The sequence below is a fragment of the Gordonia effusa NBRC 100432 genome (assembly GCF_000241305.1).
Lineage (GTDB): Bacteria > Actinomycetota > Actinomycetes > Mycobacteriales > Mycobacteriaceae > Gordonia > Gordonia effusa.
The window spans coordinates 82,997-108,303 of sequence record NZ_BAEH01000106.1; the positions used below are offsets into that span (position 1 = coordinate 82,997).

Annotated in this window: 28 protein-coding genes and 4 tRNA genes; 12 read left to right on the forward strand and 20 right to left on the reverse strand. The window is 61.4% G+C overall.

Features of this window, described 5'->3' with window-relative positions; translation table 11 throughout:
* Positions 1-9 precede the first annotated feature (9 nt).
* The gene (locus tag GOEFS_RS18735) at positions 10-675 is read left to right on the forward strand and encodes a helix-turn-helix transcriptional regulator (protein ID WP_007319520.1); all 666 of its coding nucleotides are present in this window, start codon (positions 10-12) and stop codon (positions 673-675) included.
* Positions 676-726: 51 nt separating this feature from the next.
* Here GOEFS_RS18735 and GOEFS_RS18740 read toward each other — a convergent pair whose 3' ends face one another.
* From GOEFS_RS18740 to GOEFS_RS18760, 5 genes are all read right to left on the reverse strand, one after another.
* Positions 727-1,896: a Fic family protein gene (locus tag GOEFS_RS18740; protein WP_007319521.1), complete on the reverse strand. Its 1,170-nt coding sequence runs from the start codon at positions 1,894-1,896 to the stop codon at positions 727-729.
* 138 nt (positions 1,897-2,034) lie between these two features.
* Positions 2,035-2,122 (reverse strand) — tRNA-Ser (locus GOEFS_RS18745).
* A 76-nt stretch (positions 2,123-2,198) separates the two neighbouring features.
* Positions 2,199-2,591, reverse strand: coding sequence for a PPC domain-containing DNA-binding protein (locus tag GOEFS_RS18750; protein WP_007319522.1), 393 nt, complete (start codon positions 2,589-2,591; stop codon positions 2,199-2,201).
* Positions 2,592-2,678: 87 nt separating this feature from the next.
* On the reverse strand, positions 2,679-3,146 hold the full coding sequence (locus GOEFS_RS18755; protein ID WP_007319523.1) for a nucleoside deaminase: 468 nt from the start codon (positions 3,144-3,146) through the stop codon (positions 2,679-2,681).
* A 14-nt stretch (positions 3,147-3,160) separates the two neighbouring features.
* The gene (locus tag GOEFS_RS18760) at positions 3,161-3,697 is read right to left on the reverse strand and encodes a tRNA adenosine deaminase-associated protein (RefSeq protein ID WP_040525588.1); all 537 of its coding nucleotides are present in this window, start codon (positions 3,695-3,697) and stop codon (positions 3,161-3,163) included.
* 67 nt (positions 3,698-3,764) lie between these two features.
* Between GOEFS_RS18760 and GOEFS_RS18765 the strand changes: the two genes are divergently transcribed.
* On the forward strand, positions 3,765-4,724 hold the full coding sequence (locus GOEFS_RS18765; protein ID WP_007319525.1) for a prephenate dehydrogenase: 960 nt from the start codon (positions 3,765-3,767) through the stop codon (positions 4,722-4,724).
* 12 nt (positions 4,725-4,736) lie between these two features.
* On the opposite strand, the gene GOEFS_RS18770 is transcribed toward GOEFS_RS18765, so the two are convergent.
* From GOEFS_RS18770 to GOEFS_RS18785, 4 genes are all read right to left on the reverse strand, one after another.
* A complete protein-coding gene (locus GOEFS_RS18770; RefSeq protein ID WP_007319526.1) occupies positions 4,737-5,339 on the reverse strand; it encodes a putative glycolipid-binding domain-containing protein in 603 nt (200 codons plus the stop codon).
* A gap of 134 nt (positions 5,340-5,473) precedes the next feature.
* A complete protein-coding gene (gene aqpZ, locus GOEFS_RS18775) occupies positions 5,474-6,244 on the reverse strand; it encodes an aquaporin Z (RefSeq protein ID WP_007319527.1) in 771 nt (256 codons plus the stop codon).
* A gap of 355 nt (positions 6,245-6,599) precedes the next feature.
* Complete coding sequence (locus tag GOEFS_RS18780) at positions 6,600-7,142, reverse strand: hypothetical protein (RefSeq protein WP_007319528.1); 543 nt, start codon at positions 7,140-7,142, stop codon at positions 6,600-6,602.
* 22 nt (positions 7,143-7,164) lie between these two features.
* Positions 7,165-7,605, reverse strand: a complete 441-nt coding sequence (locus GOEFS_RS18785) for a hypothetical protein (RefSeq protein WP_040525531.1) — start codon at positions 7,603-7,605, stop codon at positions 7,165-7,167.
* 245 nt (positions 7,606-7,850) lie between these two features.
* Between GOEFS_RS18785 and GOEFS_RS18790 the strand changes: the two genes are divergently transcribed.
* Complete coding sequence (locus GOEFS_RS18790) at positions 7,851-8,345, forward strand: MmpS family transport accessory protein (protein WP_007319530.1); 495 nt, start codon at positions 7,851-7,853, stop codon at positions 8,343-8,345.
* 66 nt (positions 8,346-8,411) lie between these two features.
* On the opposite strand, the gene GOEFS_RS18795 is transcribed toward GOEFS_RS18790, so the two are convergent.
* A tRNA-Arg gene (locus tag GOEFS_RS18795) sits at positions 8,412-8,484 on the reverse strand.
* Positions 8,485-8,530: 46 nt separating this feature from the next.
* A tRNA-Ser gene (locus GOEFS_RS18800) sits at positions 8,531-8,619 on the reverse strand.
* A 110-nt stretch (positions 8,620-8,729) separates the two neighbouring features.
* Here GOEFS_RS18800 and hisC point away from each other — a divergent pair.
* Entirely contained in the window at positions 8,730-9,806 is a 1,077-nt protein-coding gene (hisC, locus tag GOEFS_RS18805; RefSeq protein ID WP_040525532.1) for a histidinol-phosphate transaminase, read from the forward strand.
* A gap of 48 nt (positions 9,807-9,854) precedes the next feature.
* On the opposite strand, the gene GOEFS_RS18810 is transcribed toward hisC, so the two are convergent.
* On the reverse strand, positions 9,855-10,874 hold the full coding sequence (locus GOEFS_RS18810; protein ID WP_007319532.1) for an alpha/beta hydrolase: 1,020 nt from the start codon (positions 10,872-10,874) through the stop codon (positions 9,855-9,857).
* Positions 10,875-11,114: 240 nt separating this feature from the next.
* Here GOEFS_RS18810 and GOEFS_RS18815 point away from each other — a divergent pair, with 240 nt between their 5' ends.
* Positions 11,115-11,579 carry an acyl-CoA thioesterase gene (locus GOEFS_RS18815; RefSeq protein ID WP_007319533.1) on the forward strand — a complete coding sequence of 155 codons (465 nt, stop codon included), beginning with the start codon at positions 11,115-11,117 and terminating at the stop codon, positions 11,577-11,579.
* On the opposite strand, the gene GOEFS_RS18820 is transcribed toward GOEFS_RS18815, so the two are convergent.
* Positions 11,537-12,805, reverse strand: coding sequence for a hypothetical protein (locus tag GOEFS_RS18820; RefSeq protein ID WP_007319534.1), 1,269 nt, complete (start codon positions 12,803-12,805; stop codon positions 11,537-11,539). The two genes, GOEFS_RS18815 and GOEFS_RS18820, sit on opposite strands and share 43 nt — an antisense overlap.
* A gap of 38 nt (positions 12,806-12,843) precedes the next feature.
* The gene (locus tag GOEFS_RS18825; protein WP_007319535.1) at positions 12,844-14,022 is read right to left on the reverse strand and encodes an acyltransferase family protein; all 1,179 of its coding nucleotides are present in this window, start codon (positions 14,020-14,022) and stop codon (positions 12,844-12,846) included.
* A gap of 197 nt (positions 14,023-14,219) precedes the next feature.
* Here GOEFS_RS18825 and GOEFS_RS18830 point away from each other — a divergent pair, with 197 nt between their 5' ends.
* The gene (locus GOEFS_RS18830) at positions 14,220-15,257 is read left to right on the forward strand and encodes an alpha/beta hydrolase (protein ID WP_040525591.1); all 1,038 of its coding nucleotides are present in this window, start codon (positions 14,220-14,222) and stop codon (positions 15,255-15,257) included.
* Positions 15,258-15,444: 187 nt separating this feature from the next.
* Positions 15,445-15,573: a DUF8730 family Cys-rich protein gene (locus GOEFS_RS24010; RefSeq protein WP_505667957.1), complete on the forward strand. Its 129-nt coding sequence runs from the start codon at positions 15,445-15,447 to the stop codon at positions 15,571-15,573.
* Between the two features lie 20 nt (positions 15,574-15,593).
* Here the strand turns inward: GOEFS_RS24010 and GOEFS_RS18835 are convergent, their stop codons facing one another.
* Positions 15,594-17,678, reverse strand: coding sequence for a CocE/NonD family hydrolase (locus GOEFS_RS18835; RefSeq protein WP_245549901.1), 2,085 nt, complete (start codon positions 17,676-17,678; stop codon positions 15,594-15,596).
* Between the two features lie 93 nt (positions 17,679-17,771).
* Between GOEFS_RS18835 and GOEFS_RS18840 the strand changes: the two genes are divergently transcribed.
* Positions 17,772-18,632: an exodeoxyribonuclease III gene (locus GOEFS_RS18840; protein ID WP_007319538.1), complete on the forward strand. Its 861-nt coding sequence runs from the start codon at positions 17,772-17,774 to the stop codon at positions 18,630-18,632.
* 64 nt (positions 18,633-18,696) lie between these two features.
* Entirely contained in the window at positions 18,697-20,283 is a 1,587-nt protein-coding gene (locus GOEFS_RS18845; protein ID WP_040525535.1) for an alkaline phosphatase D family protein, read from the forward strand.
* Between the two features lie 58 nt (positions 20,284-20,341).
* On the opposite strand, the gene GOEFS_RS18850 is transcribed toward GOEFS_RS18845, so the two are convergent.
* Together GOEFS_RS18850 and GOEFS_RS18855 are read right to left on the reverse strand one after the other, a co-directional pair.
* Positions 20,342-20,911: a hypothetical protein gene (locus tag GOEFS_RS18850; protein ID WP_138918061.1), complete on the reverse strand. Its 570-nt coding sequence runs from the start codon at positions 20,909-20,911 to the stop codon at positions 20,342-20,344.
* 390 nt (positions 20,912-21,301) lie between these two features.
* Entirely contained in the window at positions 21,302-21,943 is a 642-nt protein-coding gene (locus GOEFS_RS18855) for a LysM peptidoglycan-binding domain-containing protein (protein WP_245549902.1), read from the reverse strand.
* Positions 21,944-22,321: 378 nt separating this feature from the next.
* Here GOEFS_RS18855 and GOEFS_RS18860 point away from each other — a divergent pair, with 378 nt between their 5' ends.
* On the forward strand, positions 22,322-22,609 hold the full coding sequence (locus GOEFS_RS18860) for a hypothetical protein (protein WP_007319544.1): 288 nt from the start codon (positions 22,322-22,324) through the stop codon (positions 22,607-22,609).
* A gap of 188 nt (positions 22,610-22,797) precedes the next feature.
* On the opposite strand, the gene GOEFS_RS23520 is transcribed toward GOEFS_RS18860, so the two are convergent.
* Complete coding sequence (locus GOEFS_RS23520) at positions 22,798-22,941, reverse strand: hypothetical protein (protein WP_170323197.1); 144 nt, start codon at positions 22,939-22,941, stop codon at positions 22,798-22,800.
* A gap of 296 nt (positions 22,942-23,237) precedes the next feature.
* Between GOEFS_RS23520 and GOEFS_RS18870 the strand changes: the two genes are divergently transcribed.
* Together GOEFS_RS18870 and GOEFS_RS18875 are read left to right on the forward strand one after the other, a co-directional pair.
* Positions 23,238-23,636 (forward strand): helix-turn-helix domain-containing protein, encoded by a 399-nt coding sequence (locus GOEFS_RS18870; RefSeq protein WP_007319546.1) that lies wholly within the window; start codon positions 23,238-23,240, stop codon positions 23,634-23,636.
* A gap of 35 nt (positions 23,637-23,671) precedes the next feature.
* Positions 23,672-24,673: a DUF3039 domain-containing protein gene (locus GOEFS_RS18875; protein ID WP_040525540.1), complete on the forward strand. Its 1,002-nt coding sequence runs from the start codon at positions 23,672-23,674 to the stop codon at positions 24,671-24,673.
* A 236-nt stretch (positions 24,674-24,909) separates the two neighbouring features.
* Here the strand turns inward: GOEFS_RS18875 and GOEFS_RS23525 are convergent, their stop codons facing one another.
* Positions 24,910-25,056 (reverse strand): hypothetical protein, encoded by a 147-nt coding sequence (locus GOEFS_RS23525; RefSeq protein WP_170323198.1) that lies wholly within the window; start codon positions 25,054-25,056, stop codon positions 24,910-24,912.
* Positions 25,057-25,199: 143 nt separating this feature from the next.
* Positions 25,200-25,287: transfer RNA gene (locus GOEFS_RS18880), tRNA-Ser, on the reverse strand.
* Positions 25,288-25,307 lie beyond the last annotated feature (20 nt).

Here is a 25,307-nt window from a genome sequence, read left to right on the forward strand (position 1 = left end):
TCAACTGACATGATCAACGCAACCCCGATAAGCCAAATCCTCGGCAACAACGTGAAGCAGATGCGAACGGCCGCCGGCTACAACGGCGACGCGCTGGCTCGTGAACTACGCGACTTCGGTCCGTGGACCACCTCACGCGTGTCCGATCTTGAGCTGGGGAGGGTATCGCCTACTGCCGCAACGCTTTACGCGGTTGCGCATGGCATGTCCCGACTACTCGACAGGACTGTGCTGGTGGCCGATCTCTTGCACGACGACGGATATGCGGAGGTCGGAAAATTGGCCATCAAATCGACTGCCTTGGCGGCCGCGTTCGCCGGCGAGCCAACAACTCTGATACTGGCCGACCACAGAGACACCCGGCCGAACGAGACGGATTCCGACTACTTCGCCAACTACCGAGGGCCGGAAATGTCGCGCGACGAGAACCGTGCCTTAGTCGAGGCGTCTGGTGAGCCGGAGACCAAGATCGCGAAGAGTCTGGGTATCAGCGACAAGGAGCTGGCCGGGTGGTCTCACAAGCTGTGGGGGAAGATCTTCAGCGCTCGACGCGACGACCTAGTCGATGCCAACGCCAACGCGCAAAAGCGCGGCCAAGTCAGTCGCCGTCTCAAAGCCGAACTGAAGGCGGAGATCGCGTCGGCCAGCCAGCCGACAACCGGCGTTTCTACCTGACCGCCGCCCCGAACCAGATCACACAGTATTCGCAGGCAAATGCGGGCAGGGCTAGTATTCCAATGCTGATAGCACCGCATCACATTGAAAGATCCTGTCGTAGCGCCCGGACGTTCGCTGTCTGAGGATTCCGCGCTCCACGAGCTTCGCGATTGCAGTGTTTGCGGCTTGATACGACACTTCGTGAAGCTTGCTGGCTAGCGTGGCAGTGATCATTGGGTACCCGACCAGATCATCAGCAATTCGAAGGGCTACACCTTTCGAGCCATGGAGGGTCATCTGGAAACTCTCGCGCAACGCAAGTAGCCGGTCGACGCGCGCCACAACTTCTAGCGCTTCCGCGTGTATAGCCGCGGCAATGAAGCAGATCCACTCATTCCAATCGCCAGTCTGCGAAACCCTCAGAAGGCCATCCTGATACTCGGACCGACGTTGCTCTAGCCAAGGAGAGATATTCAAGACCGGGTACCCGAGGTCACCGGCACTCATTAGTTGGAGCGCCGCCACCAACCTTCCAAGACGACCATTTCCATCATGGAATGGGTGAAGAGTCTCAAACTGGTAGTGCGCGACAGCCACTCGAATGATTGTCGGTATGCCTGCGTTGCTACGCACCCACTCCTGCCACGCTTGTAGGCCGTCGGTCAAACGGTGATCGGCCGGAGGGGGAACGAACCGCGCCGCTTCGACTCTCCGCGTGCCGACGCCGATGAATACTTGCGAGGTCCGCACACTTCCCGCATGAGCCCCGTCGCTGGCAGTGCCTCGTAGAAGTTCGGCCTGTAGATCCTCTAGCATTCTGATCGAGATCGGCTGCCCTCGACCAATCAGGTCGTACGCCCGTTCCGCCGCAGTCACGTAATTGCGCACTTCGCTTACCGATCGAGTCAGCTCATCGTCTTCAAGAAAGTCCGCCTCAAAGACATCGGAGAGCGCAGCGTACGTTCCCTCCAATGCTGAGGTGCTGACGGCCTCGCGTCGCGTTGCGGGTCTAACTAGTAGAGCTGGATTAGGCAGAAGGGAAGCGGCCTGATCGGCACGAGCCAGCGAAGCGGCCGCCTCGATCACGATCGAGTATGTCGAGCCCTCCAGGTCGAAACTGTCTGGAAGCGGATCGGGCACGAACCCGAAGTAGTCGTACTCTTCTCTAAATCTAGGGTCGTAGCCGGAGATCGGGACGAGTTTCCCCACCGGACTGTTCTCCAACTTATCGATGTCCACCGCGGAGCCCCAACCTTGAAAACTATTGATGTAATTTCAAGGTTACAGCGCGAACCTTGAAATTGGGTGCCAAGTTTTCAAGGTTGCGCAACGCATGGAAAAAGCCCCCCACCTGAATTAACAGGTGAAGGGCTTCTGCGGTGGCGGGGGGATTTGAACCCCCGGTACGGGGTTACCGCACACAGCATTTCGAGTGCTGCACCTTCGGCCGCTCGGACACGCCACCGCGAAAGACACTACCGCAGCGGCCGTCCGAATCTTAAATCGTGTGGTCAGCGACCAAAATCAAAGATTCTCGACGCTCACGGGTTCGGCGTTCCCTTGCCCTCTTCACCCGCGCCGGGCTCGGTGGGCACATTCGGTGCGCTGAAGGTCTGCTCGACGTCGACAGGCGTCTCAACCGGCTTCTCCGATGACGCCGCGGTGTCCGAACCGACGAAACGATCCTTCAGCTCATTGAGCTTGCCGACAGCGGAGTTGACCGCGCCCTGGACCTTCTCGTTCGCCGCGAACTCGTTGATCTTCTCGACCGCGGTGTTCGTGACACCCTGAACCTTCTCGTTCGCCGCGAACTCGTTGACTTTGCCGACAGCGGTGTTCACCGCGCCTTGCACCTTCTCGTTGGCCGCGAACTCGTTGAACTTTTGCTTGGCCGCGTCGACGGCCTCGGTGACTTTATCGTTGGCGTCAGACATGATTTCTCCCTAGTGGGCGGGGCAGGATGTGCACCACCAATCTGCCACATCGGGGCGGCGATGGCACCCTGAGATCTGCTCTGACTTTTACCCGGATTTATCCCGGCGAGACGCGAAAAACTGCTGCACAATGGCGGCACACTCATCGGCCAATACGCCGCCGCGCACCTCGGGGCGATGGGTAAGCCGAGGGTCACGCAGCACATCCCACAGTGATCCGGCCGCGCCAGTTTTGGGTTCGTAAGCACCGAACACCACTCGTCCGACGCGGGCCAGGGTGATCGCGCCGGCACACATCGTGCAAGGTTCGACAGTGACCGCGATGGTGCAGCCCTCTAACCGCCAGCCATCGCCATGACGCCGCGCGGCCTCCCGAAGCGCCAATACCTCAGCATGCGCACATGGGTCCCCGTCTGCCTCGCGGCGATTTCCCGCCCGAGCCAACTCCACGCCGTCGGCGTCGACGACGACCGCGCCGATCGGCACATCATCAGGCCCGGAGGAGTCCGCGGCGTCGATCGCCAGGGCGATCAGCCGTTCAAACTCCCGCCCCACCGCGGACACCGACGCTAGTGACCGATCGATTCGAGTACTTTGGCGAGTTCGTCGGCGAAGCCGAGCCGGGCGGCCACCATGCCCAATTGCTCGTCGGCGTAGAGGTCGGTGTCGGAAACGATGATGCTCATCACCGCGTCGGGGAGGCCAAGGTCGGCGAGAACACCCAGGTCCCCCTCCTCCCACGGGTCGACATCGTCGAGCTCGTCCGGATCGAAGTCGGGAATCTCGACGTTGAGACTGTCGAGCACATCGGCCGCGACGTCGTATTCGATGCCGGCGGTCGCATCGGACAGCAGCAGACGCGCCCCCGATGGCGATGGCCTAAGGATGATGAAGAATTCGTCGTCGACGTCGAGCAGACCGAACACCGCGCCCGCGGCCCGCAGCTCCCGCAATTGACGTTCGGCATCGGCGAGATCGGTCAGCGCCGACGACTTCAGTGCCGTCACTTTCCACGCTGTTTCTTCCCGCACCACCGCAACCGCGAAGCCGTCCACGTCAGCGTCATTCGACCGCGCTGGGTTCGAACCGCCGGAGCCACCTGCCATGCAGGTCACGGTAGTCGCACTAGCGCCGTTCTCCCAACTTTGTCCGGCGATATGACACGCTGGAGCGGTGAGCAGCGACGACCCCACCCGTACAGCGGTGTGCATTCTCGGCCTCGGACTCATCGGCGGGTCACTCCTGCGCGCGATGTCAGTGAACGGGCGAAATGCCTTCGGCTACAACAGGTCCGCGACGACCGTCGACGCCGCGATCGCCAGTGGGCATGATGCGTCGACCGACCTCGAAGCGACGTTGCGCCGCGCAGCAGAACTCGACGCGGTGATCGTCTTGGCGACACCGGTAACCGCCCTGCGTGCGGTGCTGCCCGCCGTCGTCGAATACGCGCCGAACAACCTGCTCACCGACGTCGTCAGCGTCAAAGAGTCGGTAGCCCGGCTGATCGCGGAGCTTCACCCCGAAGCTCGATACGTCGGCGGCCACCCGATGGCGGGAACCAGTGAATCCGGTTGGGAGGCAACGGTATCCACACTGTTCGACGGCGCTATGTGGATGCTGACCACCGAGGACGACACCAACGCCGCGGACTGGCTGACCGTTGCCGCGATCGCACTCGACGCTGGATCGCAGGTTGTACCGGCCGCGGCCGACTCACACGACCGCGCGGTGGCCGCCATTTCGCATCTTCCCCATCTGACGGCGAATGCGACAGCGGTCGTCGGGGCTGGGGAGAGCGAGCTGGCGTTGAGTCTGGCGGCGGGCAGCTTCCGGGACGGCACGCGGGTCGCGGGTACCGCCCCGGCGCTGCAACGGGCGATGCTGGAAGCGAATTCGACCGCACTGCTCAATGCGCTCAGCGAAACCATCGACCGGCTGACCCAGGCCCGGGACGAACTGCGGGAGCGGGGCACGGTCGAGGTCTTGGTCGACGACGGTCATCGAGCACGTCAGGCCTATGAACACATCGCAACCGGCGCTCGGCAACCGATCAGCGGCGTCACCGTCGGCGCACCGGGATGGGCGCAGGAAATGCGTCGGCAGGCCCACCGGGCCAAAGTGTGGCGCGGCTGAGCCGGCAGCCGGTCAGATTCGGGTAGAGATCCCGGCGTAGTCCAGGACGAATCCGTTGTCGTCGACGGTCACCGACGTACTCGCGATCGGTGTAGTGATGGCGATGGCGTCGGGGCTCGCGTTATAGGTCATCGTCGCGGCTTCGACCTTGGCCTCGGGCAGGTACACGTAGACGACCGGGATCGAATGCTCCCCGTCGGGATCGCGGTGCAAGCCGAGACGTCGGATAGGCAGCGCCTTGAACATCGGACTCATCGCGATGTCGACGTCCTGGGCACCGCCGAAGTCGCTGTGCACGGTGCCCTCGGCGGTTTGCACCAACCAGTTGTTCTCACCGTCGCGCGTGATAGCCAACTGAGACTCGCCGCCGGCCTGCACGAGATGCAAGCTCAGCCGTCGGGTCACGCCGGCGTCGTTGGTAACCAACTCATACGACGCCGAATACGGTTCATAGTCGGCTTCGGCTGAGATGATCCGGCCATACGCCTTGATGCGGTCGCCGGTTACATGGAGACGGACCTGTTCGAGACGACTGTTGGTCAGTCGACGCCAGGTGATCATCGACTTGAAGTCGTCGGCGTCGGCGGGCTGCGGAGCCGATTCGGGTGAACTCACCCCTCTACGGTAGGCGACAGTCGACTATCGGCAGAAGTCATCGTCCATTTGCGGTGGTGGCGGCTACTTTCGAGCCCGGCCCTGAAGCGACGACCAACGGCCCGCACCACCGCGGGCCGTTTGTCGTCAGGTGATTAAGCGTCGGCCTCAGCCGTCTTGCCAAGTGCGAATTTCCCGTTCTCGAACAGCAGCGGATAGAGGAGTCCGCCGATGAGCCCACCGACAAGCGGGGCGACCCAGAAGGCCCACAACTGTCCGGGCGCGCCATCTCCATTGAAGAATGCGACCGCGGTGGAGCGGGCGGGATTGACCGAGGTATTGCTGATCGGAATGGAGATCAAGTGGATCAGCGTTAGCGATAGCCCAATTGCCAACGGACCAAAGCCTTTTGGTGCTCGACCGTCGGTCGCACCCAGGATGACGATCAAGAAGAATGCGGTCAGCAGAGCTTCGGCAAGCAGCACAGCGGCGAGTGTGTAGTGATTCGGTGAATGGTCGCCGTATCCGTTGGCAGCCATGCTGCCGGTGGCTTCGAAACCCGGCATTCCCTTAGCGATCACCCATAGAGCGGTACCGGCGAGCAGGCCACCGAGCACCTGTGCCACCCAGTAGCCCGGTAGATCCTTGGCCGGGAGTCGGCCGCTGACTACCGCACCGAGCGTGACGGCCGGGTTGAAATGTCCGCCGGAAATATGACCGACCGCGTAGGCCATGGTGACCACGGTGAGGCCGAACGCGAGCGCGACGCCGAGGAACCCGATACCCATTTGAATGACGCCGATATGCCCCTGGCCGGCGTCGGCCACATTCTTGGCCGCGAATATCGCGCTGCCGCAACCACCGAATACTAACCAGAAGGTGCCGAAGAATTCGGCGAGTAACTTACTGATCCCTTTGACTTCCATCGAGCAAACCCACTTTCCATCGACTGCGGTTAGGTACGAGGCGCGCAAACCCCCCGAACCGAACGCGCGCGTCTTACTGTGACAGATGTGGTTAGTGATGCGAAGTGATGTTATTGATTCGACGCCGCGCAGTTGCCGACCGCAGACCTGAGTAGACCGAGAGCGTCACTACATCTGGTATGACCGGCAGCCAGAAACAAATCGTCCCCGACAGCAGCGTCCGAGGGCATATTGCCCTCGAACCACATTGAGGGGGACGAAATTTCACGTTGCCGGAGCGACGTCGCTGATTCGCCGCGACTCAATCGCCGACCGCGGTTGGCGTATCAGGTCCGCGGTCGGCGTCAAGAGCACGTCAGACCGAGAGGGTGGTGAACCCTGGAATGAGCGTGGTGGTTATTTGCTGATGGTTGTAGTCGTCGCGGATCAACGACACCGACGCGACGACGATCCCGGCACCGGTCTGAGCGATGGCCGAGGTCGGGAGCGTTGCCGGGTATGAATCGAGTTTGTCGTATTTGAACTTGGGTATCGGCCACTCGCGAAGGTTGACGCGACCAGTCTTTCCAGTGTTGACGTTGCGCCAAGAAATCGAAAGATAGCGCACCGCGTTCTGGTAGTAGTACGGCACGATCCTCGCCACCGAGAATTCCACGGCGCGCGGCGGTGCCGGGTATTGCAGAGTAGTTGGCGCGCGTCGCGCATTAATCGATATCGGCCGCAAATGCTGGCCGGGTCCCCATTCGATTCCGCCGATCGCCGGAATCTGGAAGACCACGACGTTAGCCGACGCAACCGGTATTGGCGCAGGTGCCGGTGCGGCAGTTGCCACGGCCGGCGCGATCGCGGTGGCGACAGCGATCGCCCCGGTCGCGGCGAGCAGACGTAGTTTGAACATGGATTTCCCCTCCTGTTGACGACTAGCTAATTGGCGCGATGTCGATTGTCATGAGCTGCGCCGCGGTATGTGGCGCATTTGTGGTTACGGTGACATCGTAAATTCCAGCGGGTCCGGGGGACACCACATCTCTCGACGTTCCCCATACTCCCGGTCCCTGAATATGGCGAACAAAGGTTTTGCGAATGTTGCTGCCGCGCTTGGCGAATGCGTAGGTGAGATCTACGGTGCATGGACCGACCCCGTATAGATTGCTGGTCAACGAAAGCGCAGCCTGGCCCGGGTAGTGCCCCACCCCAACGTTGACCTTGCCGAGACAGGCCCCGGTGGCGCTGGCCGTATACAGACTCGCGGTGGTGTTCCCGTCGGCCGCGGCGGCTGGTCCGGCGGCCATCGCCGTTATCGTCGCGGCTGCGGTCACTGTTACCGCGGCACAAGCGGCGGATCGAGCTGCTGACTTCATCGCGAGCCTTTCGGTTGTGAAGATTCTGTGAGACAGCTGTAGTCGTCGTATCGGGGCAACCGGGCAAAGCGTTAGCAAGGGGAAGGATCTAGCTATGAAACGCAACGTGACAATCATTCAACTGAATGACCGTTAGTCACATAACTCGGACGCAATAGTTGGTCCGTTTGGAGGATAGATATCCGTTCGGGACACGCAGTGCAATTGAGAGTCCAGTTCAGGCATTGCACTTAGAACGGAGAATCATGACAAACCCGCCCCCGCCACAGCCATATCCCGGACAGCCGTACCCACAGCAACCGTACCCAGCGCCACCGAAGAAGAAGGCGAAGTGGCCGTGGATCTTGCTCGCGCTCGTTGTGGTGTTCCTAGCGCTGGTCGGCGGCTGCGTAGCTTTGGTTGGTGGTGCCGCAAATGAAGTCGCGAACGAGATCGATAAACAGTCGAACTCTGAGGTGGTCGTGACCTACAAAGTGACCGGCGACGGCGGCAAGGCATCCATTACCTACACGGGTACGGATACAAACATGGGGCAGGACACAGCCGCGTCGTTGCCGTGGGAAAAGAAGGTCACACTAAAGGGTTTCGCCAAACTCGCATCAGTCTCGGCGTCGAACGATTTCGACGCCGCGGCCAGCACCAAGATCACCTGCGAGGTTTTGGTTGACGGCAAGGTCAAGTTCACCCAGACGGGCACCGGCCCCGGCGCGACCGCGTCCTGCTCGGGCTCGGTGGACTGAGTCGCAGCCGTTCCCAACCGATAGGAGAATCCCCTCCCACCTATTACGGTGAGAGGGGATTCCTTGTGCGCCCGTAGGGATTCGAACCCCAAACCTTCTGATCCGTAGTCAGATGCTCTATCCGTTGAGCTACGGGCGCGTGCCTGTGTTCAGTTATGTCTTCCGCTGTCAGTGACCGCGGTCGGCGGAGGCGAGAGGATTTGAACCTCCGGTCCCATTTTAGTGAGACAACTCATTAGCAGTGAGTCCCATTCGGCCGCTCTGGCACGCCTCCCAGCGAAGTCCTTAACGAACTGCCGGATTGAAAGGTTACACACTCGCGCTCTCAGTAAGCAAACCGGCAGGACAGCAGGTCATTTCGGCATGTCGGCTACCCTATTACGCGTGACTCCGCGCATCCGCCCCGACCTTGATGACCTGCCTGCCTACGTGCCTGGCAAGACGTTCCCGGGAGCCATCAAACTCGCCAGCAACGAGGTCACCGAGGGCCCCTTGCCCAGTGTGCGGGCGGCTATCGCCGATGCGGCGGCGAGCGTGAATCGCTATCCCGACAACGGGATGGTGGAACTCACCGCCGAATTGGCAAAGAAGCTCGGTGTCACCGAAGACGAGATCCAGATCGGTTGTGGCTCAGTAACTTTGTGCCAGAATCTGATCACCATCACCTCCACCCCCGGCGACGAGGTGCTGTTCGGCTGGCGATCATTCGAGACCTATCCGCTAGCCACTCGGGTCACCGGCGCGACCCCCGTCCAGATTCCGCTGACCGACGACCTCGTCTACGACCTCGACGCCATGGCCGCTGCCATCACCGACCGCACCCGGTTGATCTTCGTCTGCAATGCCAACAATCCCACCGGCACCGTCGTCGACGCCGCAGACCTCATCGCATTCCTGCGCAAGGTTCCCGCCGACGTCGTCGTCGCACTCGACGAGGCATACTTCGAGTACAACCGCCTGACCCCCACGCAGTCGTACGACGCCCTGGAGCTACGCAAAGAGTTCGCGAATCTTGTTGTGCTGCGGACTTTTTCGAAGGCATACGGCCTCGCCGGACTACGCGTCGGATACGCCATCGCCGACCCGGAGGTCATCACCGCGCTCGGCAAGGTGCATATCCCTTTCTCGGTAAATAGCCTTGCGCAGAGCGCCGCAGTCGCCAGTCTTGGTGCAGCCGACGAATTGCTCGCCCGCACCGACGCGGTGGTTGCCGAGCGCGAGCGGGTAACCACCGAACTGCGCACCTTCGGTTACCGTGTCCCGGATTCGCAGACCAACTTCGTATGGCTCGAATTAGGCGACGATACAACAGAATTCGCGTCCAAATGCGTAGCGGCCGGCGTGGTAATCCGCCCCTTCGCCGGCGATGGAGCTCGGGTGACGATTACCAACGAAACTGAGAACAACGCGTTCTTGGCATTCGCACGACAATGGCGTGATCGCACTAACGAATCGAAATAGTCCTGCCGACTCGCTAAATTCCCTTGCCGCCCACCAACGGGGCGACAGCTACAGTCCGCGCGCGATGGTCGGCCACAACACCGGCAGGTCGCGTCGCCAGTACTGCCAACTATGAGTACCGATGAACCGGAAGCCATCGGTGAACTTGATGTTGTTCGCGCGCAGCTGCCATGCGAACTGCTGCGAGCATCGGTAGGTAAGCAGTTCCAGTGCCGAGCCCGACGCTGTCACGGCCTCCTTGGGGACGTCGCCATCGGGCCGAGTGTCGAAGTCCAGCGGGCCGATCGCACCCGAACCTGCCGCGATGAAGATGTTCTTCCCGCGCAATGCGTCCAAATTCGACGTCGGGTCGTGGGTTACCCATCCCTTGGACCCGAATGGCCCCCACATATTGGTGGCGTCGCCGCCGGCACGACCGACCGTCGTCCGCACATAGCCCTCGTTCAGCGGTGCCGATACCGGTGGGCAACCGCTCAGTGACGCGATGCCGGTGTACAGGTTGGGGTGCCGGACCGCGAGCGCGAAGGCCGACTGACCACCCATCGACAGTCCGACCACGGCGTTTCGTCCGGTTCCATTGAACCGCGCGTCGATCAGCGGAGGGAGTTCTTTGGTAAGGAACGTCTCCCACATCGGCTTGCCCAACTTGCGATCGCGTCGCTGCCAATCCGTGTAGAAAGTCCCGGCACCGCCGACCGGCAGCACGACATTGACGTTCTTACCCGCGAAGAACTCGCCGGCCTTGCCCTTGGTGATCCAATCGCTGACATCTGAGGTTCCACCAGCACCATCGAGCATGTACACCGTGGAGCGCGGACCGTTGCCGCTGCGCGGTGTCAGCACGGACACCTTGACCTTGCCGCCCATCGACGGCGACTTAACCCATACGTCGGTGCGCAGTGCGCTGAGCTTCTTGGTGAGGGCGATCTTCGCAACCGGATGCTTAGCGTCGGGTGTTCGAGAAGTTGACGGTGCCGCGCCGACAACGCCAGCGGCGGGTGCACTCAGTCCTGCCACCGCGACTCCGGCCACCGCAAGTACCGTGACCAGTCGTTTTGTTACGCTCACTACAACTTCCCTACCAACTTCGTCCTCATGCCGGGCAATGCCGAGGACTTTGCCGATCCGCTCCGATTTCCATCTGGGCGAACCACGAACCCACCTAGCCTAACGAGGCTGTGTCGTGAACGCGAGTTCAGACGGCTTATTCTCAGGCTAATCAAATAGCAAGGTCACTCCTCAGATGAACTGGCGATGACGAATAGCTAAATAACGATGGCGGATATTCGCCGATGAGGAGACTACGAAATGGCGGGACTAGCCAACGACGGCTATGCGTTCACCGCGACGGTTCCGGTTCGCTGGTCCGATATGGACGCTTTCGGCCACGTCAACCACGCCCGGATGGTCACGTTGATGGAGGAGGCCCGCATCGAGTGGCTACTATCGGCCGGCGAGGAGTACCAGCCGCTGATCAAGAGCGCCATGATCGTGCATGTCGACATCCGTTATCAGGCTCAACTCCGCCACGACGACAGTCCGCTTCGAATTGGCATGTGGATCAAGGGTTTTCGATCGGTGGATTTCACCATCGGTTATGAGATCCGAGCGGCCGGGCCAGCGGCGCAACAAACCAAACCCGCATGCGTAGCGAGTACCCAAATGGCGGTCGTGGACATCGAAGCGCATAGCCTGCGCCGACTCACCCCCACCGAGAAGAACTATCTGCGTCAATGGTCGCGCGACGCGGCGCCCCGATCGGAAGGTTCGTAGCGCTCGGGTAACCGCTCGGGCAGTGGCATCGGATTACTCATCGAAATACGCGCGATATTGCCCTGCAATACATCTCGATAAATACGCAGTTGCTCTTCGCCAGCGCGGACCTGCTCGGTCAATCTCTTCGAATTGTCGGCCGATATCTCACGGTCTCCAGAGCGGGAGATCAAGTGATCGATCCGATCATCGATTGACGCCGCGTGATTGTATTCAGCCAATAACTGCAATTCCACGGCGGCCGACTCGACTACATGCGCGACCTCGGTCAACGCCTGCACACGATCGATCAACTGGCTCCACACCGGCCGCAGCGCGGCTTCTTTCATGCCGATGTGCTCAGCGAATGACCGGTCGAACCCGCCGTTGCTCAGTGCGCGATCCAGGTCGACGCGGACCGATCGCAGCGAAATAACGTCGGCGGCAATCTCTGCCAACTCCGCATGCAAATTGACCTGCGTCCGCGGAAGGGCGAAATGATCCGACGTCCAGGCCGGATTGCGCATGATCCGGTCGTAGTAGTGGCCCGCGACAAACAGGATCGTCTCGTAGCCGTCGACAAAACGCGCCTCACGCTGAGCAGCCTGAGATGTCGTGGTCGCCGAATCCGATTCGCCGAAAAGCTGCTCGGCCCACTGCTCGGCCTGATTCTTTCCGGTCTTCGATACCAACTGCCCCACGACGCCGGCGATCCGCTCGATTGCCGCTCCGCCAGCCTTACGCATGTAGTTGACGTTGTTGATGTTGGGCGTCGGCGTGCACAGGAGCCCACCGAACAACCGTTCCCGATCGTCGAGCTCGAGGTAAAGATTCTCGCGTCGCTCGCGGCGGATCGACCGAGCACCCGACGCGAACACACCCTTGCCGATCACGACGGACTTATGTGCGTCATCGCGGCGACGTTGCAGACCATTGAGCCGGTTGCGCTGCACAGCGGCGACCATCGACGGCATCATCGGGTTGTTCAACTGCTGCTCGACCTGCGCGATGCTGCGTTGCAGGCGGCGCAGTTCACTGAATCCACCGGCCAACCCCGGCAACGACACCCCTGTTGACGCTCGACGCACGACGATGGCCCGCGCGGCCGGCGCGACAAATCCAGCCGCGATCAGCAGGGCGGCGTTGTCGGACAATTCCGCGCGCTCGCCGGGCATCCGCGAGGCATCGCACCAGCTACGAACGACGTCGCTGGTAGGCGAATTGATGGGGGCACTCACTTTTCCCATCTTACCTACGGCCGGTTGGTGCGCGGCCGTGCCGCTGGTCACGTTGACCGACGCCGGTTTCGTCGCCAAACCGGAGCGGTGATTCGGTGCAGCCCCCACGCGAGCGGCACCGAGAGCAGCGCAGTCACGACGGTCACGATGAGCATCGAATCGCCGCCGAATACGCGGTATCGCAACGCTGCCATCACCAGTTCGAGAACGATGACGTGCACGAGGAAGACTTCGTAGGAGATCTCGCCGAGCCATACCACCGGCCGCGCCGCACACAGTCGCGTCCAAGCGTCGTCGGTGCCGAAGACCAGCGGGCCGATGAGCGCAACCGAAATCACCAGGTACAGAAGATGTTTGACGACGGTTTGCGCCGCGGTATCGGGAATGATGGTTGGCCCACCGGCGATCGGCGTTGCCGACACCGCCAGCAGAATCACCGCGAGACCTACCGATGGCAACGCGGGCCAGCGGCGAACCAGGTCACGACAAACCGCGAGCATCATGCCCGCGGCAAACCAGGCGACGAAGGCCGGCGCCCACAGTCGCGCCGTCGCGTCCGCTCCTGATCCGATAGCGACCGCGAAGGTCCACGCGGGCGAGATCAGCATGAGCGCCACCAGGCCGGCGATAAGCAAATCTGGCCGCCAGCCCGACGTCGGGGTTCGCCGGGAAACCAGCACCACCAGGAACCACGCCAGCGGCGGGAGCATCAGGTAATAGACGACCTCGGCGGCCAGGCTCCACATCTGAGTCAGCCCCGCGTGCAGATGTCCAAAGCCGTACACCTGCGTCAAAGTCATATTCCGAATGAATCCGGAAAGGCCGGCACCATACGTACTCGCCTCTGCCGGCAACCAACGAGTCACCGACGATCCGGCGTGATCGCGCACCGCGTAGATGGCGTAGACGACGACCACGGTGATCCAGTAGGCGGGCAGAACCCGACGAACACGATGCGTGAAATACGTTGTGGTCGAAGGTAACTCCGACGTCGGATGCAATGCCGCGCGCGCCCACGGCCTAAACAGCAGATACCCGGACAGTACGAAGAATAGGGCGACGCCGATTTCCGCCCGCGCCAACAGCCTGCCCAGATAGTCGTCGGTGTAGTGGCCGGTCCAGTACGCCGCGTGGGTGAGCAGTACGAGCAATGCCGCGAACGCGCGAATACCGGTCAGCGCCGCGACACGGGGCGGAGCAGATACGACGGCGGTAGTGCTTGGCACCGCCAGATCGTATCGGTGTCGAGCGATCCTCACGCACCGACTCGGATGACACCGCAAGATAACTGCCAGGTTTCGGTTTGGGCACCCAGCTTTCCCCGCAGCATCGCGCGGGCCATACTCACCAGTGTTACTGATGTGACTGGTGTGACTAAAGGAAGTAGGGTGCCGCGCACCCGCTGGAGGATCGACTTGTGAAAATGCGGATTGTGGCGACAGCGCTGTCGGCCGTTGCGGGATTGACTCTCAGCGCGGTTCCCGCGATCGCCGCGCCGGCCCCCGGCCCGCCTCCGGCGGCCCCACCCGCTCCGGGCGCGGCACCGGCGCCCGCGGCCCGTCCCAACGTGACCCGCGTCGTCGCGAAACGCCCACTGAAAGGTCGTGAGCGGCTGCGGATTTACTCCGCGGCGATGGAACGCGAGGTTGTCATCGACCTGCAGCGACCCAAAGGTGCCGACAAGAGCCGAGCCAAACGCCCCACCATCTACCTACTCGACGGCGCCGAGGCGCGCGACGACGAGTCCGGCTGGTATGCGAAGACCGACGTGGCCTCGCTGGCGTCCACCGAGAACCTCAACGTCGTCACGCCGGTCGGCGACCCGCACAGCTACTACACCGACTGGCAACGCGTCGATCCCGGCATCGGCCGCAAATACATGTGGGAAACCTTCCTGACCAAAGAACTGCCGCCGATCATCGACCGCGACTTCGGCGGCAATGGCCGTAACGCGATCGCCGGAGCATCGATGGGCGGCGTCGCGGCACTCACCCTGGCCACCCGACGACCCGACTTGTACACCGGCGTAGCGGGATTCAGCGATTGCGCCAATATCTCCAGTGGCCCCAACAAGTTCTTCACGCAGTGGGATATCAGCCGTGGCGGTGGCAACTCGATGAATATGTGGGGAAAATTCACCGACCCGGATTGGGAAGCGCATGACCCCTACCTTCACGCCGACAAACTAGCCGGCAAGACAATCTATATGTCGTCGGGAAACGGTATACCCGGCGAATACAACGCGGTGTCGAGCGACCCGATGAACGAAACTCTCGCCGGAATCTTCCTGGAATTCGGTAGCGCGTTGTGCACCGGGCAGATGACCTCCAAACTCAAGGAGTTGAACATTCCGTTCACCTCCAACATCCATCCGGTCGGCACGCACCGGTGGGAGTACTGGCGCGACGAATTACGTTCTGCCTGGCCGGTATTGATGAAATCACTCGGCTTGAGACAATAGTCCGATGACCGCGATACTCGCCGTCGCGACCACTGCGACCAGGCGGGTCGTCACCAATCGTTTTCGCTATTTTGGATCGCGTTGGTAGCGTCCTGCGCACCGCTGATCACCAGGGTGGCCGCTGATCGCGCGCCTCATCGGTCCGCGATCGGCCACGCGGGTATGACGGCAACTAGACTTGGTGCCTATGTGTCAACCAGTGAAATGTGACGTGTGCGGCAAGACGACCTGGGCTGGATGTGGTGAGCACATCGCGGAAGTCCGAGCGACAGTGCCCGCCGACCAGTGGTGCGCCGGCGAGCATCCGGGGCGCTAGTCCACCGATCGGCGAACGCCTCAGCCGATCGGCCGGCTACTCGGCACCTGAATCCAACTGGGGTTATTCGGGTCGATCAACACATGTTCAGGTTTGAGTGCCGAATCATTCGACATTGGACCGAACGACACCGCGCGCGGGGCGTTCAGCGCGTAGACGCTTACGCGAAGCCGGTGCCCCTTCTTCAGCAGCGCGTCGGTGCCGAGTAACCCGATGTCCAGGGTCTGTTTTGCTCCCGGCTTCACCAGATCGCGATGGAATCCATCGAGCGCGTAGATCGGGTCAATCAAGTCACCGTTGGGCGCATACCCGGACTTCGCCTTGTCGAGTTGGTTGCGGATGGACACCGTCATCGACCCGGTGGAGATGACCCGCGACGAACCGTCGGGCGCGACGTCGGTGACGACGGTGGCGTAGAAGCCATCCTTCGCATCAACCTGGGTCCGCAGGTGCAGGTTGATGGGTCCGTTGATCGACGTCGCCTGCGACACCGGCGCCGAGGTGAACGTCAACGCGCCGCGTTCGGCGATTCGATTGTCCTTACTGCATACGTCGAGCCAGCTGAGGAAGCCAATCTGATCGCGGTTGGTGTCACCCGAGCACAACGTCGTAATGCCAGGTGCGACAGTCCATTTCGCGCTACGAGCAGGCACGGCTTTGGACAGTGAACCGTCGGCGACCGATGTCGGCGAGGTGCGGCTGCGCTTGGTGGTCAGGTACAAGCGTCGATGCTGCTGGTTCTCTCGTGGGAAGGACGTCGACTGCACCCACCGGCCACCCTGCTGGTGACTGGTTGCCGGCGCGTACTCGTCGATGTGGTTGTCAATGCCCTTAATCCACTTGTCGAACCAGGCACGTTGGAGCACACCCCAGGCCGGCGGCTGACCGGGTCCACCGCGAGCGTCCCAGCCATTGGTGACGTGCTGGCCGGTGCTCATGAGCAGCTTCTTCTTGCTGCTCGGCAGCCCGCTGAGCTGGTCGAGGGTGCGCCATTCCATATTGGTGAATAGATCCTGCCAGCCGCCGACGACGAAGGTCGGGACCGCGATCTTGGCGGCGTCAGTCGTCAATGCGTTGCGGTAGGAGGAATTCAGTTCCACGAGCTCCTTTGCCCGACCAGTCAAGGTATTCGTCGACTTGGACAGCAGCCCCTGGAGGTATTCCGGAATGAACACCGCAGGGTTGGTGAGACGGTCGCGTAACCACACCGGGTCAAACTGCCCGCGCAGCAAGCTGGGGATGTCGGGGAAGGTCTTGGTGGCGTTGACGGCGAACAGCCACAACGCGAGAAAGCCTGCGCCATAACCTGATCCGGGCGCGACGACGTCGGCGACGATATCGGTCATCGGAGCAGCGGGGAAGATCGCCTTGAGACCAAGCGGCCGCTTTGACGCGGCCTGCAGTTGATTCACAGCCGAGTAGGAATACCCGGACATGCCAAGGTCGCCATTGGAATACGACCGAGTGCGCGCCCAATCGAGGACTTCGAGGGTGTCCTTACGCTCGCGCGGACCGAACACGTCCCACACGCCTTGCGAGGTTCCGGTACCGCGAACGTCGACGACGACCTGGGTGTAGCCACTGCGAACAAGTTTCGGGTCGACGGAGAACGAACTCAGGAGCCCGCCCTGGGTGACCTTCAGTAGTTGTTCGGTACCTGAGATCGGCGTCCCGGACAGGTTGATACCGGCGAAGAAATCGAGGACCGGCTTCGACAGACCCGGGATGTTGGTCGCCGCCGTCGCGATCATGCTGATCAGCTTGTTGTACGGGGTCATGTTGACGATGACGGGGTTCTTGTCACTGGTGGCCCGCCCGGCACGGTCGGCGGGCCGGTAGATGTCGGCCCGCAAAATGGTGCCGTCGGACATGCGGATCGGCACGCTTGGAGTCACATGAATTCCCGCGTAACGCTGCGGGCCGTCGTAGGTCTTAGTCCACTGTGGTGGATTAATTCCCAGCGATGCCGCCTGCGTCGGCGGCACGGCAGCGACACCGATCGATACGGCCGACGCGACTAACACCGTCGCCAACCGACTGACAAACTTGTACATCCCGACCCCCAAGGTCTGGTTCCGCAGAATCAGCATGATGTGACTACGCACAGCATGCCTTAAGTCATGTGACTGGGATCGCACATTATTACTGGCGAGTAGCTTATGTCAAGATGTGATTTACCCAAGTGAAGGAGTCGAACAGTGGCTGTTAGCGTTGCCTCGTTCAACGTCAACGGCATCCGCGCCGCACGACGTCGCGGCTTCGACAACTGGCTCGCCACACAGTCCCCGGACGTGGTGGCGTTGCAGGAATTACGTTGTCCGCCATCGGAAGTCGGCGACTTCGCCGGGTACACAGCGTCGGTCGACGCTGGGTCGATCCCCGGGCGCAATGGCGTCGCAATACTGACCACCACTCCGCCGGATGCCGTCCGCACCTGGATCACCCACCCGCCGCGGGCGCGAGGTCTGCGCGAATTCGCGTCGCACGGTCGCTACATCGAAGTGGACTTGGCGGATCGTCCGCTGACCGTGGGGTGTCTCTACCTTCCCAAGGGCGGCCTGCCAGCCGAGTTGCAACTCGCCGGGTCGATGCGTGAACAGCCCGACGGCGGCGCGAAATATGCGCGAAAGAAACGGTTCTTCGCTGCCTTCGCGCGGGAGCTTGATCGTAATCGCCTGTCCGCCTTGCATTCTGGGCGGGAGTTTCTGTTAGTCGGCGACCTCAACGTCGCTCACACGCAGTATGACGTGACCAATTGGCGACCGGCCCGCAAGATGGATGGGTTCTTGCCGGAGGACCGTGCGTGGTTCGATTCGCTACTCGGCAAGCGGCGCATGGTCGATGTTGTGCGGCGGATATACGGCGACCGACCCGGTCCGCTCACCTGGTGGAGTTGGGCCGGTCAGTCATTCGCCAAAGATGTCGGGTGGCGGGTGGATCATCAGCTCGCGACGCCCGCCCTTGCGGCACGGGCGTCGGCGGTCTGGGTGGACAAGGAGGACGCCCCGGACCTGCGGTTGTCCGATCATGCGCCGTTGATGGTGCGGTACGAGGATTAAGCTCGTAACCCGGACTCCATACTGCGTTTCCCAACGCGCTAGTTCGGTGCGCGAGTCTGAGGCGATGCCCTCAGATCATCTGAATACCGTGTCCCGCCGCTCCGTTTTGCGGGGCGCCGCCGTCGGCGCCTTTCTCATTCCGGCGGGCGGCGTGCTCGCCGCATGCGGACCGTCGGGCGAATCCGGTTCGGCCAGTACAAGTTTGGTCCGTAACCGACCGACGCTCACGCACGGCGTCGCAGTCGGGGACGTGACCACCAGCGGCGCACTGGTCTGGGCGCGGTCGGATAAACCGGCCACGTTGATCGTCGAAACGTCGGCGACCGAGAGTTTCGCGAATGCTCGCAAAGTGCGTGGCCCTGAGGTTGGGCCAGGTAGCGACGGAACTGGGCGGGTGCAGGTGGCCGGTCTGGAACCCGGCAAGTTGATCCACTACCGCGTGACGCCTGAAGGGGACGGCGGCGCCGTCGGCGAGCCGGTCACCGGGACGTTTACCACCGCGCCGTCGGGTGCCACTGATATCCGGTTCGTTTGGTCCGGCGACGTCGTGGGGCAGGGCTGGGGTATCAACCCCGACATCGGCGGCATGAAGATCTTCGGCGCGATGGCCGACCGCGAACCGCAGTTCTTCATCCACTCCGGGGACGCCATTTACGCCGACGGCCCGATCAAGGCGACACAGAAGCAGAACAACGGCAAGATCTATCGAAACGTCACTAGCCCGGCTAAATCACAGGCCGCACAGACTCTCGATCAGTTTCGCGGAAACTACGCGTACAACCTTACCGACGAGCACTATCAGAGATTCAATTCCTCTGTCGCGCAACTGATTCAATGGGATGATCACGAAGTACTGAACAACTGGTATCCCGGAGAGAACTTGGCCGGGCAGGATCGAGAAGGCTACACCGAGAACAACGTCGACGTACTTGCCGGCCGCGCTCGGCAGGCGTGGCGAGAATGGCAGCCGGTTCAGCTCGACGATCGTGATCGGTTGTACCGCAAGGTTTCTTACGGACCACTGCTCGATGTCTTCATCCTCGACATGCGCAGCTACAAGAACCCGAATCCAGCGGCCTGGTCGAAAGACGACACCGCGGGCGTCCTGGGTGCCGAACAGACTCAGTGGCTCATCGACTCACTGCGCGGCTCCGCCGCTACGTGGAAGGTTATCGCCAACGACTTGCCCTTGGGAATCGTCGTGCCCGACAAGGCAACTGGACCGAAGTCGATGGAGGCGGTTAGTCAGGGCGACGACGGCACGCCACTAGGGCGCGAGATCGCGTTCTCGCGAATCCTGTCCGAGACCAAGGAAGTCAAGAACAAGGTATTCCTGACCGCCGACGTCCACTACACCGCAGCCATCTCGTATGAGCCAGATCGAGCCGCATTCAAGGACTTTCGACCATTCTGGGAGTTCGTCTCCGGACCGCTGCACGCTGGCGCGTTCCCCGAATCACCGGTAGACAAGACATTTGGCGCGCAATACGAATTCGTCCACGCGCCAACCGAAGCCAACGTGTCCCCCGCCGAAGGGTTCCAGCACTTCGGCGAGGTGACGATTGCCAAAGACACGAAGGCGTTGACAGTTCATCTGCGCGACGCGTCCGGAAAAGCGTTGTATACGAAGGAGATTGGGGCGGAACGTTGAGGGGATTAGTCCACCGCTGACCTTCTCGACGTTGTTGCGCCGACACGCCCCTCTAGATTCACAAGAACGTCACGAAGATTGCGCCGACACTCACGCAGCCGACTATCGATCCGACCAACACTTCAGTGCGAGTATGTGCACCCAGACGCAGTCTTGCCCAGCTCGTTGCCAGCGCAATCGGCACCGCGACGAGCACCCACGGAGATGATGCGATGAACGCGAGGGCAAGCGTCTGCCCCCACGCAACAGCCGCGTGGAAGCTCACCTTATAGCGAGAGACGAGAGTCACGGTACCGGCCGAAATGACCAGAAACAGCCCACTAAGGACGAGTAATACCAATTGAATTGGAGCTGACCACACCATCATCACGCTGAGACCGACGGCAACGATTGCTGCTATGGCGCCGATAACTACAGGCCGCTCGCGTTTGTCAGATACATGATGGTCCTTCACGCGCCGCCTCAACATCAGCGCGACGATGACCACCATCGGTAGCACGCCCATAATTGCCGAACAGAACAATCCCCACCACACTTGGCGCACTGTCAATCCCGCGGCAATCGAAACTGCGATGTTCCATACCCAAGGCGCAGAGATCTCACTGATCCAGATTGCGAGCTTGTTCAATCGAGAGTCGCCGTTCACCCTGTCCCCCAAGCGAGCTACGAGCTTATGGCCCATTGCGGAAACCGGACTAGACCGGCTCAGCGGCGAAGAGGTGTAGGTTCCCACAGCCCGTGCAGCGCCACGCCTCGATCACCCGGCGTTGTCTGCCCACCCGTTTCGCGCCTCCAAAGATCCCGCGTTCCAGCGGACCCGCGATCCAGCGCACGTAGCCGCTCGATCCCTCGCCGCGGTCCTCCATAAACCCGGGCTCGGCACTCGTACCTCCACAGTGAACACAGTTAATTGAACGCGATTTGGCATTGTTGCTCATCCGGATCATCTTGCCATTGATTAATCCGCTGTGGCTCTTCCTGAATGACTATCCGTCGTCAGGGCCCAGCGAGAATCACGTCAGAACGCGGGGAAGTAGATCAGCTGCCCGACGTTGATGATGTCGGGGTCGTCAATCAGGTTGGCGCCGGCCACAATCTGGACCAGCTGCTGAGTTCGACTGTCCCCATAGGCCCCGTAGTTGTGCTCGACGAGCGCCCATAACGTGTCGCCCGAAAGCACTCGGTGACGACGGTTGAGGCCCGGCGCGATAATCACCGTCCCCGGCTCCGGGTCGACGTCGCCGGTGTGGTTGGCCCTTGCGATGATCGGCCACAGACTGGCTTCGCCATACCAACGCTCCGCGAGCACCGAGAGCAATTCACCGTCGACGATGGTGTGATGCCCGGGGTTCTTCAGGTCCGGAATCAGCAGCCACTCCCCGGGCCTAAGATCGCGCTGCGCGGCGCCGTTTGGGATTTCGAACACCAGGCTCATCGTTGGGTCGTTGTAAAAACGTTGTGCCAGTTCGGCTTTCGCATCGCCTGGCTTAACCTGGTACCGGTAGGTGACGTCGGGAATCTCTAGTACCTGCCCGGCCGCGATGACATCTGGATCGGCGATCTTGTTGGCCGCGGATATCGCTCGATAGCGACGGGCGTCTCCGTAATGCATCCCGGCGATCTTCCAGAGAGTGTCGCCCGGCTGGACTGTGTATTTCACGTTCACGGTGGCTCCTGCGATTGGAATGCCTCACGGTTGAGGCATGTACCAAGTGTCAGGAGGTGACGCCGGACTGTCATGCGTAGTGGGCTACTCGAATTGGGGGGGTGCGACCTTTTCGCCCCCGACCTCGTGGAATCGCCTGCATGCTGCGCGATCGACTACGAGTTGAGGCAAGCACCGCGGGCGAAGCAGACGCCGAGGCCGTTCCCGGCAGCACTATCGGCCATCGCGAGCGGGACCAAGTCACGTAGACCGGGCAGGCCCCACCGAATAGAGTCATGGTCCGTGGCGATTGGATCACTTCAAGGGATCGATCTTGCAGGACGCTCAGGGGCGGTCTTTCCCTGCCGAGTCGTACGGGAGCTCCTGGGGAACATGACGCGGGAAATTTTGCTCGACGGTTGGACAACGAAGATAAGCGGAACGGGTGACTGGCTCGCGACGTTCTCCGAGTCGATGCTTCCGATCGAAGGTGTCGAGATAGTTGCCCGGCGACGTGCGAACGAGGCCTTGGACTACCTATGTGCGGTGGAGTTCTTGGACGCCGTTCTGTCAGGGGCCGAGGACGACTTCCTGTCTTGGGGCACGGACCCAGACACCCAATCGGCGACGTTACGAGTCACAGCAATCTCCAGTGTTCTTTTGAGTTTGGTGCACAAGTAGCGGTATATGACGCAAACGGTGTTGAGATCACTCAGCCGGTCCTTCCTCGTACACACGAAGCGATGCGCTTCATCAGAATGGCGAGGACTGCCAACTCACGCCATGATTCCTACCGCAACCTGAGCCTTGCATTCGAATCCCTGCTCCACGAACTGCATCCTCATGTCCGAAAGGGGCCAAATAGACAGTCAGAAGGCGTCTGGTTTAGGACAGCTCTCGCGTTGGCCGACAAGTGCGTTCCGGTAGGTCAATTCGCGCCCGACGGCGAGCCCGACCCAATCGAATGGATCTCCGAGCACTTCTATGGCGAGTTCCGCTCGGCGTTGATGCATGCGAAGGAGGATGCCGAAAGCCGAGCTGAATCTGGAACGTCTCGACGCAGCTTCCGATGATCAGCGGCATTGGAAGCGCAGTAGCGGTTCGCGAACCTCCATCATCTCCGACGCTCCCGATCCGGGTCAGTGGTCCGAGTTCACGCACTTTGCCCGCAGGACATTCCGTGACCGACAGGATGACTCCGTGACTCGGGGGTGACGGATATCAACTTGCTCGCTGGGCAACTCGACCCGTAGTGTCATCTATGACATCTGATGCAGTTGCGGCATCTGGCGGCGAGAGAGGGAATCCAGTGGCTACATTCACGACTAGTGGAGTGCCCGCAGAACAGATCGATCAGCTTGGTGTGTTCGCAGCCAAAAGTGCGGGTCCCGAGTTGCGCGAACTTCTTGAAGGCCTGATCCCGTGCTTGCGCGCGGGCGATGGTCTGCAGACCGTTGACCCCGACAAGCCGTTCACTCCGAACGAAGCGGCTCAGCGTCTCGGCGTGAGCCGGACACACCTGTACAAGCTGCTCGACAAGGGGGAGATCTTGTTCCACAACGTCGGCCGCGATCGCCGAATCGCACTGCGTGACCTCGTCGCGTTCGAACAGCAGCGCCAGAACGACCGCCGTGAACTCGCTGAACGTTTCGCTGCGCGCGACTCGACTCGTCGTGGGGCAATCGACGACATCGCTGCTGCCCTGTAGGTTCTGTCGGCACGATCTGCGGCATCATTGCATCCGTGCACCAACGTCGCGCTCGACCCACGCTTCGACTCCTGCAGGAGGACCTAACCTCTGGGTGGAAATCGCCCGATACGCAGCGAAGCCTGTCCGAGCGCGACGTTGATGCGTTGCACCCTCTGTCGGCACTAGAGCACCCGCTGATCGCGAAGGCGGTTGACTGCTTCGGCGACGACGCTGCTGACGATAACTACGTCGGTCCAATCTCCAGCAGCGTGGAAATTCCTTTGCTGGAAATCAAGATGTCGCAGTGGCGGGGCGGCGTCTGGATCGACCACCAGACCGGAGTTTGCTGGCTCGTAGCCGCTGGCCTCGCCAAGGGCGACCACGAGGATCATGACGACTTCTACCAGCGAGTTCAGAATAGTTCCGCGAACGCGATACGACAGTGGCTTCCTACAGACGAAGACCAGCGCCTGCTCAGACGCGAGACTGCTGCAAGGATGCTGCTCGACTGGGAGATCAACCTTCAAGAGGCGGCAACGTCAAGTTTGCTGGCAGTGATCGGAGGCGGTGCTCATCGCTTCGAGGTGCGGCACCCAATAAGAACAGCAGATCGCATGGCCACGGTTGAGGTCACCATGGGCCTGGTTCGAGAAGATGACTACGCCGCTGACGAGATCGTGGTGGAGGTAAGCGCTGCCGATGAGTTCAAGGGACAGGATCTGCTCTGGCAGCTCATCACACGGGTATTGATCACCTTGCTCCCACCCGCACAAGGCTGGGACAGATTCAAGGAAACGTACTCGAACATCACCGAGCCTGGCTACTGGTCGGCAAGGGCGGCGGAGTTGGACCAGCTCATCAAGGAGAGGGCACTCGCCGAGGCTGAAGACGGAGAAGTTGCGCACTACTCACACCGGGAACACATAGCTGACTGCACCGTGAACGGCACTGCACTACGCGCCCTCTGCGGAGCGTTTTTCGTGCCTATGCAGGACCACGCCACGAAGCCTGAGTGCCCGAAATGCAGCGAACGACATAGCGCCTTGCCCGGCTGAACTTCGTCACTGGGCGATCAGCGCCAAAGTGTCCGCCTCAGCTTCCACCTACTTGAAAGCGATGCGCGAAGCGGTAGAACCGCCCGGCTCCGGGGAACCTCACTCCGCAAGCCGAGAGGGGACCCTCATGACCACCGCATCCGTCGCGCGGCTGCAGATGTTCACCGACCACCGGCACCGACCAGATCAGCCGCCAGCTCGCCGATCAAAGCCGAAGAATCGCATCACGACGGGTACTAGACCACCGTGGCCACATTCGACGGCGACGTGCAAATCGAGGTGACCACCGACATCGCACGCACCTGCCCGCGTTGCTGGAGTTCTCCGTCCTCGACGCCGAGGCGCTCACCGCCGCGACGACGGATGACCGCCGCGGGGTTCACTCCGGAACCGTGGCCCGAGGCTGATCCGCTCTACGCAGTGGTACACATTAGCGAAGTCGCGGGCGTCAACGTGCAGAGGGAGCTGTGATGGCGGAGACCATCGACGAGCTGACCGGCAAGTAGCTGGTCACCCAGCCCAACTTTGGCGGAAGCGGAGGGATTTGAACCCCCGGTGGTTTTACCCACGCTCGCTTTCAAGGCGAGTGCATTCGGCCGCTCTGCCACGCTTCCTTGCCAGAACAGGCTAACCG